The 16,971-nt window shown below is 71.0% G+C and carries 12 protein-coding genes; 11 read left to right on the top strand and 1 reads right to left on the bottom strand.

Translation table 11 applies throughout. From position 1 onward, the window contains the following. Position 1: 1 nt before the first annotated feature. The 11 genes from ACFWN7_RS15300 to ACFWN7_RS15250 all read left to right on the top strand — a co-directional run bounded on the left by ACFWN7_RS15300 (position 2) and on the right by ACFWN7_RS15250 (position 15,959). On the top strand, positions 2–874 hold the full coding sequence (locus ACFWN7_RS15300; RefSeq protein ID WP_376939701.1) for a neutral zinc metallopeptidase: 873 nt from the start codon (positions 2–4) through the stop codon (positions 872–874). Continuing rightward, positions 871–1,296: an adenylyltransferase/cytidyltransferase family protein gene (locus ACFWN7_RS15295; RefSeq protein ID WP_376939700.1), complete on the top strand. Its 426-nt coding sequence runs from the start codon at positions 871–873 to the stop codon at positions 1,294–1,296. Before ACFWN7_RS15300 ends, ACFWN7_RS15295 begins: the two co-directional genes overlap by 4 nt. A 3-nt stretch (positions 1,297–1,299) precedes the next feature. After that, on the top strand, positions 1,300–2,505 hold the full coding sequence (locus tag ACFWN7_RS15290) for a CDP-glycerol glycerophosphotransferase family protein (protein ID WP_376939699.1): 1,206 nt from the start codon (positions 1,300–1,302) through the stop codon (positions 2,503–2,505). Positions 2,506–2,564: 59 nt separating this feature from the next. Then, a complete protein-coding gene (locus ACFWN7_RS15285) occupies positions 2,565–3,899 on the top strand; it encodes an O-antigen ligase family protein (protein WP_376939698.1) in 1,335 nt (444 codons plus the stop codon). A 121-nt stretch (positions 3,900–4,020) separates the two neighbouring features. Next, positions 4,021–6,138, top strand: coding sequence for a hypothetical protein (locus ACFWN7_RS15280; RefSeq protein ID WP_376939697.1), 2,118 nt, complete (start codon positions 4,021–4,023; stop codon positions 6,136–6,138). A gap of 131 nt (positions 6,139–6,269) precedes the next feature. Next, positions 6,270–6,905 carry a hypothetical protein gene (locus tag ACFWN7_RS15275; RefSeq protein WP_376939696.1) on the top strand — a complete coding sequence of 212 codons (636 nt, stop codon included), beginning with the start codon at positions 6,270–6,272 and terminating at the stop codon, positions 6,903–6,905. A gap of 123 nt (positions 6,906–7,028) precedes the next feature. Beyond that, complete coding sequence (locus ACFWN7_RS15270) at positions 7,029–11,423, top strand: PKD domain-containing protein (protein ID WP_376939695.1); 4,395 nt, start codon at positions 7,029–7,031, stop codon at positions 11,421–11,423. 28 nt (positions 11,424–11,451) lie between these two features. Further along, positions 11,452–12,384 carry a glycosyltransferase family 2 protein gene (locus tag ACFWN7_RS15265; RefSeq protein WP_376939694.1) on the top strand — a complete coding sequence of 311 codons (933 nt, stop codon included), beginning with the start codon at positions 11,452–11,454 and terminating at the stop codon, positions 12,382–12,384. A 21-nt stretch (positions 12,385–12,405) separates the two neighbouring features. After that, positions 12,406–13,566, top strand: a complete 1,161-nt coding sequence (locus ACFWN7_RS15260; protein WP_376939693.1) for a glycosyltransferase family 4 protein — start codon at positions 12,406–12,408, stop codon at positions 13,564–13,566. Further along, positions 13,529–14,944: a lipopolysaccharide biosynthesis protein gene (locus ACFWN7_RS15255; protein ID WP_376939692.1), complete on the top strand. Its 1,416-nt coding sequence runs from the start codon at positions 13,529–13,531 to the stop codon at positions 14,942–14,944. Before ACFWN7_RS15260 ends, ACFWN7_RS15255 begins: the two co-directional genes overlap by 38 nt. After that, a complete protein-coding gene (locus ACFWN7_RS15250) occupies positions 14,931–15,959 on the top strand; it encodes a glycosyltransferase family 4 protein (RefSeq protein ID WP_376939690.1) in 1,029 nt (342 codons plus the stop codon). The genes ACFWN7_RS15255 and ACFWN7_RS15250 overlap by 14 nt, the downstream gene beginning before the upstream one ends. Here the strand turns inward: ACFWN7_RS15250 and ACFWN7_RS15245 are convergent. Then, the gene (locus tag ACFWN7_RS15245) at positions 15,937–16,968 is read right to left on the bottom strand and encodes a glycosyltransferase (protein WP_376939689.1); all 1,032 of its coding nucleotides are present in this window, start codon (positions 16,966–16,968) and stop codon (positions 15,937–15,939) included. The two genes, ACFWN7_RS15250 and ACFWN7_RS15245, sit on opposite strands and share 23 nt — an antisense overlap. Positions 16,969–16,971: the final 3 nt, after the last annotated feature.

Here is a 16,971-nt window from a genome sequence, read left to right as displayed (position 1 = left end):
CATGACGTTCAACCCGGACGCCGACATCGGCGGCGGCAAGGCCTCGAAGCGCGGACGCAACGCGGGCATCGCCGTCGGCGGCGGCCTCGGCGTGATCGCGCTGTTCGTGCTGTCCCAGTTCCTGGGCGTCGACCTCACGGGGCTGATCGGCGGCGGCGCCCCGCCCGAGACCGAGTCGTCGCTCGAGCAGTGCCAGACCGGTGCCGACGCGAACGAGAACGTCGAATGCCGCATGGTCGGGGCATCCGCTTCGCTGGAGGCCTACTGGCAACAGGAGGCGCCTACCGTCGGCCTCGACTACGCGGGTCCGCAGGACCTCGTGCTCTTCAGCGGCGCGACGACGACCGGTTGCGGCAACGCGTCGTCGGCGACCGGGCCGTTCTACTGTCCGCCCGACCAGACGATCTACCTCGACGTCACGTTCTACGACGAGCTTCGCGGACGCTTCGGCTCCAGCGGCGGACCGCTCGCCGAGATGTACGTCGTCGCGCACGAGTGGGGTCATCACGTGCAGAATCTCGCGGGCATCCTCGAACGCGCGCAGGACGGACAGACCGGCCCGACCTCGAATGCGGTGCGCGTCGAGTTGCAGGCCGACTGCTTCGCGGGCGCCTGGGCGGCGAACGCCTCGGACGTGCCCGACGAGAGCGGCGTGCCGTTCCTGCAGCCGCTCACCGAGGCGCAGGTCCGGGATGCGCTGAGCGCGGCGTCCGCCGTCGGCGACGATCGCATCCAGCAGGCGACGCAGGGCCAGGTGAACCCGCACACGTTCACGCACGGCACCAGCGAGCAGCGCCGGCAGTGGTTCATGACCGGGTTCCAGCAGGGCGCCGGGGCCTGCGACACCTTCGGGGAAGGGCAGTTGGGCGAATGATCTTCGGGTACACCACGGGTGTCTACGACATGTTCCACATCGGTCATCTGCGTCTGCTGGAACGCGCGAAGGCGGAGTGCGATCAGCTGATCGTCGGCATCACGACCGACGAGCTCGCGGTCGAGGCCAAGGGCAAGGCGCCCATCGTGCCGTTCGACGAACGCCGGCAGATCGTCTCCGCCCTGCGCTGCGTCGACCTCACCGTGCCGCAGACGTCGATGGACAAGCGCCGTGCGTGGGAGAGCCTGCGATTCGACCGCATGTTCGTCGGCGACGACTGGCGGGGAACCGAGCGCTGGAACGCGCTCGAGCGCGAGTTCGCCGAGATCGGCGTCGAGATCGTCTACTTCCCCTATACCGACACGACCTCGAGCACGCGGCTGCGCGACGCCATCGAGATGATCCACGGCGAACACGGGTGATCGGTGCGGCGCCTGGCGACCGTCGCACGGCGAGCACAGCGCGTGCTCGTGCGCTGGGCGATGGCGCTCACGCCGCGTTCGGCTCACCTCGTCATCAGCGGATTCCCGGTCGACGAGGGCAACGCCGTCGAGATGCTGCGCGCGAGCGCGAAGCGGTATCCGGGCCCCGTGTACTGGCTCGTGCCCGACGTCGAGCAGGCGCGAGCCGTGCTCGGATCGTCGCGCGCCGACCCCCACGAGCACATTCGGCTCGTGGCGCATCGCTCGTTCTCGGGGATCCGGCGGTTCGTGACCGCGGAGGTCTCGATGTTCACCCACGGACTGTACGGGAACCCCCGGCGGGTGCGGCGGAAGACCATGGTCAACCTGTGGCACGGCGGCGGCTTCAAGGGCGCGGTGATGAGCGACGCGAAGGGGCGGCCCGCCATCCACTCCGACTACCTGGTCGCGAGCACGCGTCAGTTCGGCGAGATCCTCGCCAGGCAGTGCGGTCTCCCCGCCGGAGGGCTCCTGCTCACCGGGAATCCCCGGATCGACCAGTTCGCCGCGGCGAGTGCGGTGGGCCTCGACCGCCTCGGGATCCCGGCCGACCGGCCGTTCGTGCTCTGGATGCCGACCTTCAGGCGGAACAGGGGCCGGGGGCTCACGGCAGCATGGTCGGATGTCGCGGCCGACGAGGCATCCGACGTCAATGCCGTGATGGCGCGTGGCGTCGATGTGCTCACGCGTGAGTTCGGTGTCACCGTCGTCGTGAAGCCGCATCCGCAGGACGCGGAGAGCAGGCGCATCGAGGGAGCGCTCGTGGTCACGAACGAGCACCTGCGCGACGCGGCGGTGCAGCTCTACGAGCTCATCGGCGCCTCGAGCGCGCTGCTCACCGATTACTCGAGCGTCTGGATCGACTACCTCGCGCTCGACCGGCCCATCGGCTTCGTCGTGTCCGACGAGGCCGGCTACACGTCGGGACGCGGATTCGACCCGCCCGACGCGCTCGACTGGCTCCCCGGCCCGAAGCTCCGAACGCTCGACGACGTGCGGGAGTTCGGCCGCGACGTGCAGGGCGGCGGGATCGGCTCATCGGCACGGCGCCGGGAGGTCGCGGAGCACGTCGGCCACGTGAGCGGGTCCGGCGTCGCGGATCGGATCCTGGAGGAGCTCGCCGCACGCGGCGTGTTCTCCCGCCCGCTGCGGCGGGCGGAGGAGGACTAGTCTGGCACGCAGGTGCACACGAGCGCCGCGACGCGTCATCCGGCCGGCAGGGGGTGGCCATGGTTCGAGACCGACCGACCCCGACGCGCGCGCCGGTCGCGGGCCCGAGCGTCGCGGAGGCCGCGCGCCCGAGGGCGGGCCGCCTCATCGCGATCATCGCGCTCGTCGTGATCGCGATGCGCGTCGACATCCCGGGCAACATGACCGCGGGGGCGGTGCTGTCGATCGTGATGATCCCCCTGTGGTGGAGCACCCTCAAGCGATACCGCGGCGCCCGCTCGCTGCTGGTGTTCGGGGGCGTCGCACTGCTGTCGGGTGCGTGGTTGACCGAGCTGTCGAGATCGACCAACCCGGTCAGCGTCTCGCTGATGATCAGCATCTCCGTGCTCGTCGGCGGTGCCCTGTGCAGCGTCGGGGTCGTGCTGTGGAGCCGGCAGTTCCTGACCGACGCCCAGGTCGCGCTCGCGTACGGCGCGGGCCTGCTCCTCGGAGTCTCGCCGAACAGCGCGCTGTTCGCGGAGAACCCGTGGAAGTTCGGCTTCGCCGTTCCGGTCACCGTCATCATGCTCGCGCTCGCGCAGATGATCGGCGGTCGGATCGTCGAAGGCGTCGTCGTGCTGGGGCTGACGGTGGCGTCCGCGTTCAGTGACGCCCGATCGTCGTTCGCGATCCTCATGTTCACCGCGTTGCTCGTGTTCTGGCAGATGCGTCCACGGCGCGCGAGCCGGCGTGCGTCCGCGTTGCGCGTCGTCGCCGGACTCTGCGCCCTCGGTGCGATCGTCTACACCTTCGGTCAGTCGTTGATCCTCGACGGGGTCCTCGGAGAGCAGACCAGGCAGCGGTCGCTCGAGCAGATCGACACATCGGGATCGCTCCTGCTCGGCGGCAGGCCCGAGCTCGCCGCCACGCTCGCGCTGTTGCAGCGGCATCCGTGGGGCTACGGATCGGGCACGATCCCCAATCTCGGCGACGTGACCACCGCGAAGACGGGGATGGCGGCCATCGCGTACGAGCCCGACAACGGCTATGTCGAGAACTACATGTTCGGCGGCCGGTTCGAGCTGCACTCGCTGTTCGGCGACTTCTGGGCGTTCTTCGGAATTCCGGGCATCGTGCTCGTCGTCGTTCTCGCGGTCGTCCTCGTGCGCGGGCTCAGCGAGCGGGTGGCGCACAACACGGCCGGCGCGGTGCTCATCTACGTTGCGATCCGGACGCTCTGGAACGTGCCGTTCGGTCCGGTATACAGCTCCGTCCCGCTGCTGATCCTCGCCGTCGGACTGGCGTTGCTTCCCGCGGACGACCGCAGGCGCCTGCCGGGCATGGGTCGGACTCCGGCGATCGGCGTTCGGCCACCGCCGAGTGGAGAACATCCTCCGAATGTGAGGAAAAATTGAGGCCGGTTTGACTCCGTCGGATGCCTTTGTAACAATTTCGTGACCTTTCGTGGTCCCCAGTGATCACGCCGTCGTGTCCATCGTTCGACGCTCGTTACGTTAGAAGATTCCCCACTCCTTTATGAATTCATCACGCACGCCGTCTGGCCCCATCCGCTCCAATCGTCCCCTTCTCTCCCGCCTCATCCCGATCTCCGCGATCGCCGCAGCCGCGTCGGTCGTCATGGTCGGGCTTGCGGCCGCTCCCGCCCAGGCGGCCGCGACGACGGTGCCGTCCTACGCGACCTCGGTCGCGGAGGCCAAGGCCCCGTCGCTCTATCGAGCCACCGATCCGGTGCGCCTGCTCAACGGCGCCGCCCTCGCCGCGGGCGAGTCGAAGATCGTCGACGTCACCGGCGCGCCGGCCGGCGCGACATCCGTCTGGCTGAACGTCACCGCGTCGCGATCCGCGAACGGTGCCTCGGTCTCCGTCTGCGCGGCGGAGGTCGGCGTCGCCGACTGCCTCGCGAAGCCGACGGTGACCGCGAAGGCCGATGAGGCGGCATCCTCCCCGGTGCGGGTGACGCTCGGGGCCAGCAACAAGATCGTGGTCGCCTCGACCGACTCGTCGACGGTGTACGTCGACCGCAACGGGTTCCTCATCAAGGCCGATGACGCGACCGCGGCGAAGGACTCGCGCTACCAGGCGGTCAAGCCGGTGCGCGCCGCGAACGACCTCCCGATCGGCCAGCGCGAGACCAAGACGGTGACCATCCCCGGCGTGCCCGCCGGCGCGACGGCGGTGGCGGTCAACCTCGGTTCGAGCGGGTTCGCGAAGACGAGCTACGTGGCCGCGTGCCCTGCCGGGCTGAGCGCCTCCGCGTGCGCGAAGACCTCGGTGCTGAACCCGGTCGCGGGCAGCGACCGCCAGAAGTTCGCGATCGTCAAGCTCGGCGGTTCCAACGGCAACCAGATCGGCCTCTACAACAACACCGGCGCCGGTCGTCTCGACGTGGACGTGCTCGGATTCTTCCAAGAGTCCGCGAAGGCGCCCGACGCCGGCATCATGCAGGCGACGACCGCGTCGCTGCCGACCGGCTCGGTCACCGCGAAGTCGGGGGGTTCGGCGACGATGCCCCTCAGCGGCGTGAACGCCGGGACGCGTGCCCTCCTCGTGAAGTTCGACGTCGCCGGGCAGTGGCGCGACACCGTGATCAGCGCCGCCGTGGGTTCCTCCGCGAAGACCGCCGTGATGAACGCCACCTCGGGCGTCACCTCGACCAACACCGTGCTGCTGGCGGCTCCGGCCGGAAGCGACGAGGTCACGGTCTCGACGAGCGACGCGAGCGCCCGGGTCACGGCCACGGTCCTGGGCGAGGTCGCCGACCCCGCGGGGACCCCGGCCCCGACGCCCACTCCCGAACCCGAGCCGGCTCCGACCCCGACTCCCACCCCGACCCCGACTCCCACGCCGACCCCGACCCCCGGGGTTCCCGGTGACGCGAACACCGGCGTGCCCGCCGGCACCGCGCTCACGGTGCACAACGGCGACCTCGTGATCACGACGCCCGGCACCGTGGTGGACGGACTCGACATCCGCGGCACGGTCTCGGTGCGCGCCGACGACGTGACGATCAAGAACTCGATCGTGCGCGGCAAGTCGCTGACCTACCCGACCGCGATGATCAGCAACAACAAGGGCAACACCGGCCTGAAGATCATCGACACCGAGATCTTCCCGAGTGAGGCGTCGCCGTACGCGATGGGCATCATCGGCAAGGAGTTCGCCGCGACGCGGATGGACATCCACGGCGTCATCGACGGGATCCACCTCGTCGGCGGCAACGTGACGGTCGAGGACTCGTGGCTGCACGACAACCTCCACTTCACGAACGACCCCAACCACGGGGGCAGCCCGAGCCACGACGACTCCGTGCAGATCCAGGCCGGAAGCAACATCCGCTTCACCGGCAACAACATCAGCGGCGCGAAGAACTCGGGCATCCAGGTCACCCAGGACGCGGGCATCGTCTCGAACCTGACCTTCGACGGCAACCTGCTCGACGGCGGCGGCTGCACCATCAACATCGCGGAGAAGGGCAAGGGCTCGATCAAGGGCGTGGTCATCAACGACAACACCTTCGGTCGCACCACGAAGCACGAGAACTGCGCGGTCATCTCCCCGACGACGACCGTTCCCTCGCTCGCGCGCAACTACTACACGCCCGACCACACCCTCGTCACGGTGCGCAAGGGCTGACCTCGGGACTCCCGTTCGGGCGGGTCCTCGTGTATTAATGGCTGAACGATCGTCAGGTGTGGCGATCCGGTCGGAGAACACGAGGGCCCGCCCGTTCGCTTGCGCGCCGGGCGAGCGTTGGGGCTGGTGCCATGAGTGCATCGACGGAACCGGATGACACGAGACCACGGCGCGCGATGTGGGGATGGATCGCCGTCGGCGCGGTCGTCATCGCGGCGGTGATCATCGCGTTCGCGCTCTGGCCTCGCGCCGGCACCGTCGCCGAGCCGGGCGCATCGGGCGAGCCCGCGCCGGCCACGGCGTCGGCGCCGTCGTATTCCGAGCCGACGCCGACGCCGCCCGCCAGTGGGGAGCCGACTCCGCCGCCACAGGCCCCGCCGGTCGGATTCGACGATGAGGCGGAGGTCGTCCCCGGTGTGACGTTCTCGATCGCCGACCTCGAGGCGGTCGAGGGCGAGGCGGAGGGCCGTGGCGAGGTCGCGGGGCCCGCCATCCGGTTCCGCGTCGATGTGGCCAACGCGACGACCGCGCCCGTCGAGCTCGGTACGACCGTCGTGAACGTGTTCAGCGGGTCGTCGCAGGAGCCGGCGCAGGATCTGAGCGGTCCGGGTGTCGAGCCCTTCCCGGCGGAGGTCGTCGCAGGAGGCGCGGCGTCCGGGGTGTTCGTGTTCAGCGTGCCGCTCGAACAGCGCGACGAGGTGACCATCTCGATCGACTTCACCGTCGGCGTGCCGATCGTCGTGTTCCAGGGGACGGCGCCGTCCTGAGCGGCGCGATGACTGCGTTGTGACCCCTTCGGGGGCATCGGATCTGTGAGGGATCGTCACTTAGACTGGCAGCGCGGCGCCCGACCCGAGGCGCGCCGACGACGCCGAACCGAGGCCTTTCTCATGGGTGCAGCCGTCTTCACTCGCCTCCGAGTACTCACGCTGTCCGTGGCCGCCGCCCTCGTGGCGTCGGTCTTCGTCGCAGCAGGTCCCGCCGCCGCAGACACGTCGCCGCCCGATCCCGGAACGCCGGTGACCTTCGCGGCCGATGCGCTGCCGACGGTCCAGCTCGACGGCGTCGTCTGGTCGCAGGCGATCGTCGGCAACACCGTCTACGTCGGCGGCGAGTTCACGACGGCGCAGCCCGCCGGCGCGGCCGTGGGCGTGAACACCGTGCCCCGTGCGAACCTGCTGGCGTACAACCTCACGACGGGTGAGCTGATCAGCACCTGGAATCCGGGAACGAACGGCCCGGTTCAGGCGGTCGTGGCCTCGCCCGACGGCTCGCGCGTCTACATCGGCGGGAGCTTCACCTCGGCCGGCGGGCAGAATCGCTATCGGATCGCGGCGTTCGACACCGCGACGGGCGCGCTCGTCTCGCCGTGGAACCCGGGCACGAATGCCCGCGTGACCTCCCTCGCGGTCACGAGCACGACGCTCTACGTCGGCGGCATCTTCTCCAGCGCCGGCGGCGGCACGCGCAATGACCTCGCCGCCTTCACCACCGCGTCGGGCGCGCTGCTGCCGTGGACGGCCACGGTCGCCAACGGCGGCGTGGAGGCCCTCGCGGCGAAGTCCGACGGCAGCCAGGTCGTCGTCGGCGGTTCGTTCACCTCGCTGAACGGCTCCTCGAACCCGGGTTACGGCCTCGGGTCCATTCATGGCACCACGGGCGCCCTGCTTCCGTGGGCGATCAACTCGAAGGTGCGCAACGGCACGAGCCAGGGCGCGATCCTGAGCCTGACCTCGGATGCCGCGAGCGTCTACGGCGTCGGCTACACCTTCGGTCGCGCGGGCGGCACCCTGGAGGGCACGTTCAAGGCGAGCTGGAACGGCGGCACCCTCGAATGGGTCGAAGACTGCCACGGGGACACCTACTCGGCAGTGCCCGTCGGCGACGTCGTCTACACCACCTCGCACGCGCACTACTGCGGCAACGTGCCGGGCGGGTTCCCGCAGACCACGCCGTGGACGTTCTACCGCGCGCTCGCGTTCACCAACTACCCCGACGGCGTCGCCGGGCGGGAGCCCTACGGCTACACCAACTGGGAGGGGACGCCGGCACCACGGCTCCTCAGCTGGTATCCCGAGATCAACTCGGGCACGTTCACCGGTCAGAGCCAGGGGCCGTGGAACATCGCCACCAATGGCCAGTACCTCTCGTACGGCGGCGAGTTCACGATCGTGAACAACAAGCGCCAGCAGGGCCTCGTGCGGTTCGCGGTCAAGGAGATCGCCCCGAACAATCAGGGCCCGAGGATCACCGCGGCGGAGTTCGTGCCCGGTGGCGTGGCCCTCGCTGCCGGCACCATCAGGGTGAACTGGAAGACGAACTACGATCGTGACAACGAGAGCCTGATCTACCGCGTCTACCGCGACGGGAACATGACGACGCCCGTCTACGAGACGACCAGCCGCTCGGTGGTGTGGAACCGGCCGACCATCGGATTCACCGACACCGGGCTCGTGCCCGGGCAGAGCTATACCTACCGGCTGAGAGCCATCGACCCGTACGGCAACACGAGCACCGGCGACTGGAAGACCCTCACGGCCGGCACGAGCGGCACGCTGAGCAACTACGCCGAATCGGTGCTCGCGGATGCCGCGAACTTCTGGCCGCTCGGTGAGGCGAGCGGATCGACTGTCTACGACTGGGCGGGCGGCGACGACGGCACCGCACGATCCGGAGTGACGCGCGGCGTGACCGGCGCGATCTTCGGCGATTCCGGCAAGGCCTCCCACTTCGACGGCGGAACCGGCGGCTATGTGTCGACCGCCACGCTGAAGACGGCGCCGAACACCTTCACCCTCGAGTCGTGGTTCAAGACGAACACAGGCCAGGGCGGGAAGATCATCGGCTTCGGCAGTGCCAGTTCGGGCAACTCGACCACCTACGACCGCCACCTCTACATGACCAACGCCGGTCGCATCGTCTTCGGCGCATTCCCGGGGTCGGCGCAGACGATCACCTCGCCGGCGGCGTACAACAACAACCAGTGGCATCACGTGGCGGCATCGCTCGGCCCGAACGGGATGGCGCTCTACGTCGACGGCGCCCTGGTCGCCCAGCGGGCCGACGTGACGACCGGCCAGGCCTACTCGGGGTACTGGCGCATCGGCGGGGACAGCCTCGCCAGCTGGCCGAGCCGACCCAACCGCGACTACTTCGGCGGCGACATCGACGAGGCCGCGGTGTACATGAAGGTGCTCACGCCCGCCACGATCGCCAACCACTACCAGATCGGGAAGACGGGGGCCGGCACCAACCAGCCGCCGGTCGCCGACTTCACCGCTGTGGCCACCGGTCTTGCGGTCGCGTTCGACGCCACCGGCTCGGACGACCCCGACGGCACCATCGCCTCCTACGCCTGGGACTTCGGCGATGGCCAGACGGGAACCGGCGCCACCCCGACGCACACGTATGCCGACGGCGGCACATACACCGTCGGACTCACGGTGACGGATGACGACGGAGCGACGGGATCGACCTCGCAGAGCGTCGTCGTCACGGCGCCGCCGCCCGGGACTCCGCTCGCGACCGACGAGTTCGAGCGCAACGTGGTGAACGGACTGGGCACGGCCGACAGCGGCGGGGCGTGGACGGTCACCGGCTCGATGAGCAACTACTCGGTCACCGGCGGCACCGGCAGGCTGCGCGCGTCCGCGGGCGGCACCGTGAACGGCTACCTCGGGGCGGTATCGTCGGACGACACCGAGGTGCGGGTGCAGCTTGCGCTGCAGCAGGCGGCAACCGGCGGTGGCGCGTACGCGTCGGTGATCGCCCGCCGGGTGGGCACCGACGACTACCGTGCCCGCGTGAAGGTGCTCTCGAGCGGTACCGTGCAACTCCAGCTCATGCGCGGCGGAACGACGTTGCAGACCGCGACGATCCCAGGCGTCGCATACACGACCGGCGAGCAGTTGCAGGTGCGCGTGCAGGCGTTCGACACCGCGCCGACGACGCTCCGCGCCAAGGTGTGGGAGGTCGGCGCCGCCGAGCCGGCCGCGTGGCAGCTCACCACCACCGATACGACGGCCGCCATGCAGCAGGCGGGTTCGATCGGCCTCTCGCTCTTCCTCAGTGGCAGCGCTACGACCTCGCCGTTGACGGTGGCGTTCGACAAGCTCTGGGCCGGCGCGACGACCGACGCTCCTCCGGCGAACACGCCGCCGACCGCCGCGTTCACGCCGACGCCGACCGGGCTCTCGGTCGCGGTCGACGGCGGCGCGTCATCCGACCCCGACGGCTCGATCGCCTCGTATGCGTGGGACTTCGGCGACGGCGGCACCGCGACCGGGGCGACGGCCTCGCACACATATGCCGCGGGCGGCAGCTACCCCGTGACGCTCACGGTGACCGACGACGGCGGCGCGACCGACTCCGAGGTGCAGACCGTCACGGTGACGGCGCCCGGCAACGCGCCGCCGACCGCCGCGTTCACGGCGACGCCGACCGGCCTCTCGGTCGCGGTCGACGGCGGCGGGTCATCCGACCCCGACGGCTCGATCGCCTCGTATGCGTGGGACTTCGGCGACGGCGGCACCGCGACCGGGGCGACGGCCTCGCACACGTACGCTGCGGGCGGCAGCTACCCGGTGACGCTCACAGTGACCGACAACGGCGGCGCGACCGACGCCGAGACCCAATCGGTGACGGTCACGGACCCGGGCCAGCCCGCCCCGTTCGCGCAGGACGCCTTCGAGCGGACCGTGACCGGCGGCCTCGGGTCCGCCGACCTCGGCGGCACGTGGAGCGGTGCGAGCGCGAACCTCGCCGTCAACGGCGGCGCAGCTCGGCTCACCGCCCCCGGCGCGGGCGCGACCACGACGAGCATGCTGAACGGTGCGACCTCCACCGACGCCGATGTGCAGGTCGAGCTGGCCCTGCAGCAGGCGGCATCCGGTGGCGGAACCTACGTGTCCGTGATCGGGCGCGCCGTCGTCGGCAACGACTACCGCGCGCGGGTCAAGATCACCTCAGCCGGGGTGGTGCAGCTGCAGCTCATGCGCGGCGGAACGACCCTGCAGGCGCTGAACATCGCGGGACTCACCTATGCGACGGGCGACGAGCTGCAGGTGCGGCTGCAGGTCTTCGGCACCTCGCCGACGACGATCCGCGGCAAGGTCTGGAAGGTCGGCACGGCGGAGCCCGCGGCCTGGCAGCTGAGCACGACGGATGCCACGGCGGCGCTGCAGGCGGCCGGCGGACTCGGCCTGTCGGTCTACGTCAGCGGGAGCGCGACGGTCGTGCCGCTCACGGTCGCGTTCGACGACCTCGTGGCACGCCCGACGAACTGAGTGCTGCGCGATGGCGAGGGGGGAATCGGTGGCGGACGTCGATCGGCTCCCCCTCGTCATCGCCGTGCTCACCTTCCGGCGGCCGCGCGACCTCGCCGACATCGTCCCGGCGCTTGTCGAGCAGGCGGCATCCGTCGACGCGGACGTCGAGATCCTGGTCGTCGACAACGATCCCGACGCCGGGGCCGTGGCACAGGTGAGGGCCTTCGCCCGTGAGCATCCGGTGCGCTACGTGCACGAGCCCGCACCCGGCATCGCCGCCGCGCGCAACCGCGCACTCGAGGAATCGGATGCCGCGCGGCTCCTCGTCTTCATCGACGACGACGAGCGCCCCGAACCCGGCTGGCTCGGACTGCTCCTCGAGACGTGGCGAAGGAACCGCGCGGCCGCGGTCGTCGGACCCGTCATCTCCAGGTTCGACGAGCAGCCCGACGAGTGGATCGCCGCGGGACGGTTCTTCGATCGCCGGCGGATGCCCACCGGAACGCGGGTCGAGGTCGCCGCCACGAACAACCTCCTGCTCGACCTCGACGTGGTGCGACGCACCGGTGCCCGATTCGACGCGCGGTTCGGCATCAGCGGCGGATCGGACTCGGTGTTCACGCGGTACCTCCACGCGCGCGGCGGCGAACTGGTGTGGTGCGACGAGGCCGTGGTCCACGACATCGTGCCCGCCGATCGGATGACCAGGGACTGGGTGCTCCGCCGCGCCTACCGCATCGGGAACGCGTGGAGCCGCATCAACCTGACCGGCGTGACGGTGGGAGGCCGCGCGATCGTGCGCGCCCGCATGCTGCTGCGGGGGTCGATCCGCGTCTTCGCCGGATCCGTGCGGTTCGTCGCCGGATTCGTCACCCGGCGGCTGGTCGATCGGGCGAGGGGCCTGCGGACCGCGGCGCGCGGCGCCGGGATGCTCACCGGCGCCGTCGGATCCGTCTACTCCGAGTACAAGCGGACGTGATCGGCCGGCGGGGGGAGCGAGGTGTCACTGCGTCCGATCCACGCGGCGCGGGCCAGGGTCTACCAGACGCTGCGCACCGCCCACCTCGAGCGCGCGCATGAGTTCGCCCCCGCGGCGATCCTGTTCACCTCGAGGCGCTACGACTTCGATGAGCGACTGCTGGCGGGACTCGAGGTCGTGCAGGCCGGGCGTTGGCGCTCCGCGGGGATCCTCGTGCGCTCGCGGGTGCGCGAGCTGGAGGTGAACGAGCCCCTCATGCTGTCGGGTGCGCGCGGCGCGGCGCTCGCGGTGTCGGCGGTGCGGCTGAAGGCCGCGATCACCGGCCGCAGGGCGCTCGTCGTCTGCTACGCGATCGGCAACGAGGATCCGCGCCGGCTGCCCCCGTCCCGGTCCCTCCGGCAGCGGCTGTCCCACCGAGCGGATGTCGCGCTGGGGCGCGCCGTGTGGCGGCGGCTCGACCGCGTCGCGTACGGCTCGGACGCCGCGCGAGCCGTCTACGCGTCCCTGATGCCGCCTCGCGACGACCTCGAATCCCGGGTCATCCCCGCGCTGCCGAATCCGTGCCCGTGCGCCGCCGGAGTCGTTCGGCCGCAACGGGTCGTGTTCCTCGGGGCGTTCGCCGAGCGGAAGGGGTTCCCGATCCTCCTCGCCGCCTGGAGCGCCGTGCGAGCGGAGCTTCCCGACGCGACGCTCGTCCTCCTCGGCACCGGTCCGCTCACCGGCCTGGCGGAGGCCGCCGCGGCGGAGGACCCGCGCATCGAGCTCATCGTCGACCCGACCCGGGAGGAGATCCACCGCGAGCTGGCCGCCGCCAGCGTCCTCGCGCTGCCCTCGCAGCCCGCTGTGGGATGGCGCGAACAGATCGGGCTCCCGATCGTCGAGGGCCTCGCGCACGGTTGCACGGTGATCACGTCCACGGAGACGGGGCTCGCCGACTGGCTGGCGGAGGCCGGCCACGGCGTCCTCCAGGTGCCGACGAGCGCCGGCGCGCTCGCCTCCGCACTCGCCGGCGCACTCCGCCGGCCCATCGCACCGGCATCCGTGCTCACGAGCCTGCCCGAGGTCGACGGACGTCTCGCCGCGGACTCGTGGCTGTTCGGCGGCGCGGAACCGAGTGGTGCCGGTGCGGAGACGAGAGACGTCGGTGCGGAAGCGGGAGACGCTCGTGCGGCGCCCGCGTAGCCGGGGGCGGCGCGCCGACCCGCGAGAGCGGGGGCTCTGGGGGGCGGTGGGATCGACGGCGACCGCCAAGGTCGTCATCATGGGGTTGTCGGGGATCCTGGGCCTCGTGACCAGCCGGCTCATCATCGAGCACTTCGGCACCGCGGCGTACGCGCAGTACGGCCTGCTCACGACCCTCCCGAACCTCCTCCCCTTCGCGGACCTGGGAATCGCGGCGGTCGTGATCAACGCCGTCGCCGGGTCGCCGGATCCTCGGCACGACGTCTTCGCGCGACGGACGATCGTGACGGCCATCCGCATCCTCATCGTCTCGGGCTCCGCAATCGTCGCCGTCGCCGCGCTGATCACGTTGCTCGGCTGGTGGCGGCCGCTGCTGGGCGAGGGCCTCATCGCAGACGGCGGCAGCATGGCCGCGTTCGCCTGCATGGCGATCTTCGGCATCGTGCTCCCGCTCACCGTCGGCCAGCGCATCCTCGTGGGCCTCAGGCGCACGAACGCGCAGGTGGCCAGCCAGGGTGTCGTCGCGCCGTTCATGCTGCTCTCGGTCGGCGCGGTGGTGGTGCTGGCCGTGCCGGCGGGCACCATGCTCGCAGTCTTCTCGTACATCGCGAGCGGACTGGTCTCGGTCGTGTGCCTCTGGCTCGCCGGGCGGGCGCTCGGCACCCAGCTCCGCACCGCCGTGCGGGAGGTGCCGAGGCTGCGCACCGTGCCGTCCGTGCCGGTGATCGCGCTCGCCTGGCCGATGCTCGTGCAGATGGTGGCGCTCCCGGTGGCGATGCAGACGCAGCGCATCCTCATCAGCCACCTGACGCGCGGAGACGAGCTCGCCCAGTACAACCTCGCGTCGCAGCTCTTCGGTGTCGTGCTGCAGACGATCGCCGCGGCCGGCCTCGCCCTGTGGCCGCTCTACGCGGCTGCCCGGGCCGAGTCCCGCGTCGAGTCGCCGGTGGCGACCTCGTTGTGGTTCATGGCCGGCGGCCTGCTGCTCGCCGCGGCCCTGGCTGCCGTGTCGCCGTGGGTCGTCGCGTTCGTGACGGACGGCGCCTTCACGCTCGATGGCTGGCTCGTCCTCGGCTTCGTGGTGTTCGTGGCGCTGCAGGCCGCGAAGTACCCGACGGGGATGTACATGACCGATGAACGTGGGCTCCGCTTCCAGGTCGTTCCGGTCATCGTCATGGTTCCGCTGACGCTCGGCCTCGGCTGGTGGCTGATCGGCGTGCTGGGCGCCGCGGGCGCCGTGATCGCATCCTGCATCGCCGTCTTCGTCTGTCAGGTGATCCCGAACCTCTGGTACGTGCGACGCGATCTCGCGGCCCGTCGCACGCAGCAGCGGCCGCCGGGCGCCGCGGTCGGGAACGAGCGCGATGCCGACGCCTGAACTCGTGCACGTGCTCTACCGAGCCGAGCGCGACCTCGCCCGGTGGCAGGAGCGGCACGCGGCGGGTGAGGTGCCGGGACGCTGGCCGTACGGCCTCGACGGACTCGCCGACTGCGGGCTGAGCGTCGTGGCCGAGAGCGTCGGCCCCGCCACGACGCTGCAGACGGGCCTCTCGCGGCTGGTTCCGGCCCGGGTGCGTTCGATGCTCGCGGGCAGCGGGATCGGACTGACGTGGGATGAGCACGTCGCGCAGCGCATGGTGCAGGTCCGGCCGTTCACGCGGATGCTCACGGGCGTCATCTGGCTGACCGACGGATGCCGCGACGCCGGCGCCGAGCGACGGGCGCGCGCGGTGCTCGCGACGATGCAGGGACTCTGGGTCAACAGCCGTGCCCAGCTCGAGCCGCTGCGTGAGTTCGTCGGCGCGGCCGGCCCGCCGGTGGACTACTTCCGCTTCGGCGTCGACGCGATGTTCTTCGAGCGCCGCCCGTATCCCGAACGCCCGCTCGTCGTCAGCGTCGGCGGCGATCGCGACCGCGACCCCGAGACGCTGTTCGCGGCACTCGCCCTGCTCAGACGCGCCCGTCCAGAGGTCGAGATCGTGGTGCAGAGCGCGTCGGCCGTGGACCCGCCGCCGGGGGTGGTCAAGGTTCCCCGGCTCTCGCACGTGGAACTCAGGGCGCTGTACACGCGCGCAAGCGTGGTCGCCGTCGCCACCCGGCCGAACCTCCACGTGTCGGGACTCACGGTGTCGCTCGAGGCGATGGCGACCGGCCGCCCGGTGGTCATCACCGAGTCGCCCGGGATGGACGACTACCTGCACGACGGGAGCACGGCCGTCTTCGTGCCGAGCCGCCGTCCGGAGGACCTGTTTCTGGGCATGGTCCGTCTCCTCGACGACCCCGCCGGCGCCGAGCAGATGGGCGACCGCGGACGCGTCGCGATCGAGCAGGGCCTCACCACCACGCACCTGGCGCAAGGCCTCGCCCGCTTCATCCGCTCGCACGCGCGCTGAGGGCGGTGGCACGCGACCGCACCAGCCGCACCGCCCGGTCGTAGGCCTCCCGGTGCAGGTCGGCGATGCCCGGCCACGTGCGTTCGGAGAGGTCGGGAGCGGGCGAGCGGGGGGTCTCGCGCAGCGCCGCGATCGCCCGGGCGAGCGCGTGCGGCGCGAGCGGCGGGCTGAAGGTGTGCACCCAGCCCGCGCCGACCTCTCGGGAGAGCGATGCGTTGACCTCGGTCACGGGGACGAGCACCGGGCGTCCGAGCGAGAGCGCGAGCAGCGCCGCACCGGAGTTGTGCATGGTCCGATAGGGGAGCACGACCAACTCCGCGCGGCCCAGTTCCTCCGCCAGTTCTTCGTCCGAGACGTAGTCGAGATTCAGGCTGATGCGGTGGTCGGCGCCTGCCGACGTGCGGATCGCGGTCGCGAGTTCGGGGGAGGCGGGCCGGCCGACGATGCGCAGCGTCAGCGAGTCGTCGGGGAGTGCGGCGAATGCGGCCATGAGCTCCTCGACCCCCTTGTAGGGGCGGATGAAGCCGGCGAACGCGAGTCGGCCCGGGACCTGGCCCGGCCGCGGCATCCGCTCGAACCATGCCCGGTAGTCGCCGTGCGGGATCGTGACGAGCGGGCTGCCCGGATGCGCTGCCGAAGGCCTCGCGGTCGTCGGATTCAGCGCGATCCAGAGCGTGGTGCGCGCGTCGAGTCTGCGGAGCAGCTCGCCCTCCGAGCGCCCGCCCTGCTCGTGCGGGGACGCGTTGTGCAGCGTGCGCACCAGGGCGACGCGCGTGAGGCGCAGTCGCATCAGCAGTGCCCGCACCAGCGTCCTGCGGGCCAGGCTGCGTGCGGGAGTCGTGCCGCGGCAGAGCAGCTCGGGCCAGTGGACATGGAAGACGTCGTAGCGGGCGAAGAGCGCGCGGGGCCACGAGAAACCGAGCACGACGGTGCTCGGGCGAAGCGAGTCGCTGAGCTGGAGCAGGTAGGGATTCGTCGTCGGCCGCCCCTCGGGGAACGACTGAAGCACCCG

The sequence above is a fragment of the Agromyces sp. NPDC058484 genome (genome assembly GCF_042720415.1).
Classification (GTDB): Bacteria; Actinomycetota; Actinomycetes; order Actinomycetales; family Microbacteriaceae; genus Agromyces.
This window is presented reverse-complemented; position numbering and strand designations above follow the sequence as displayed.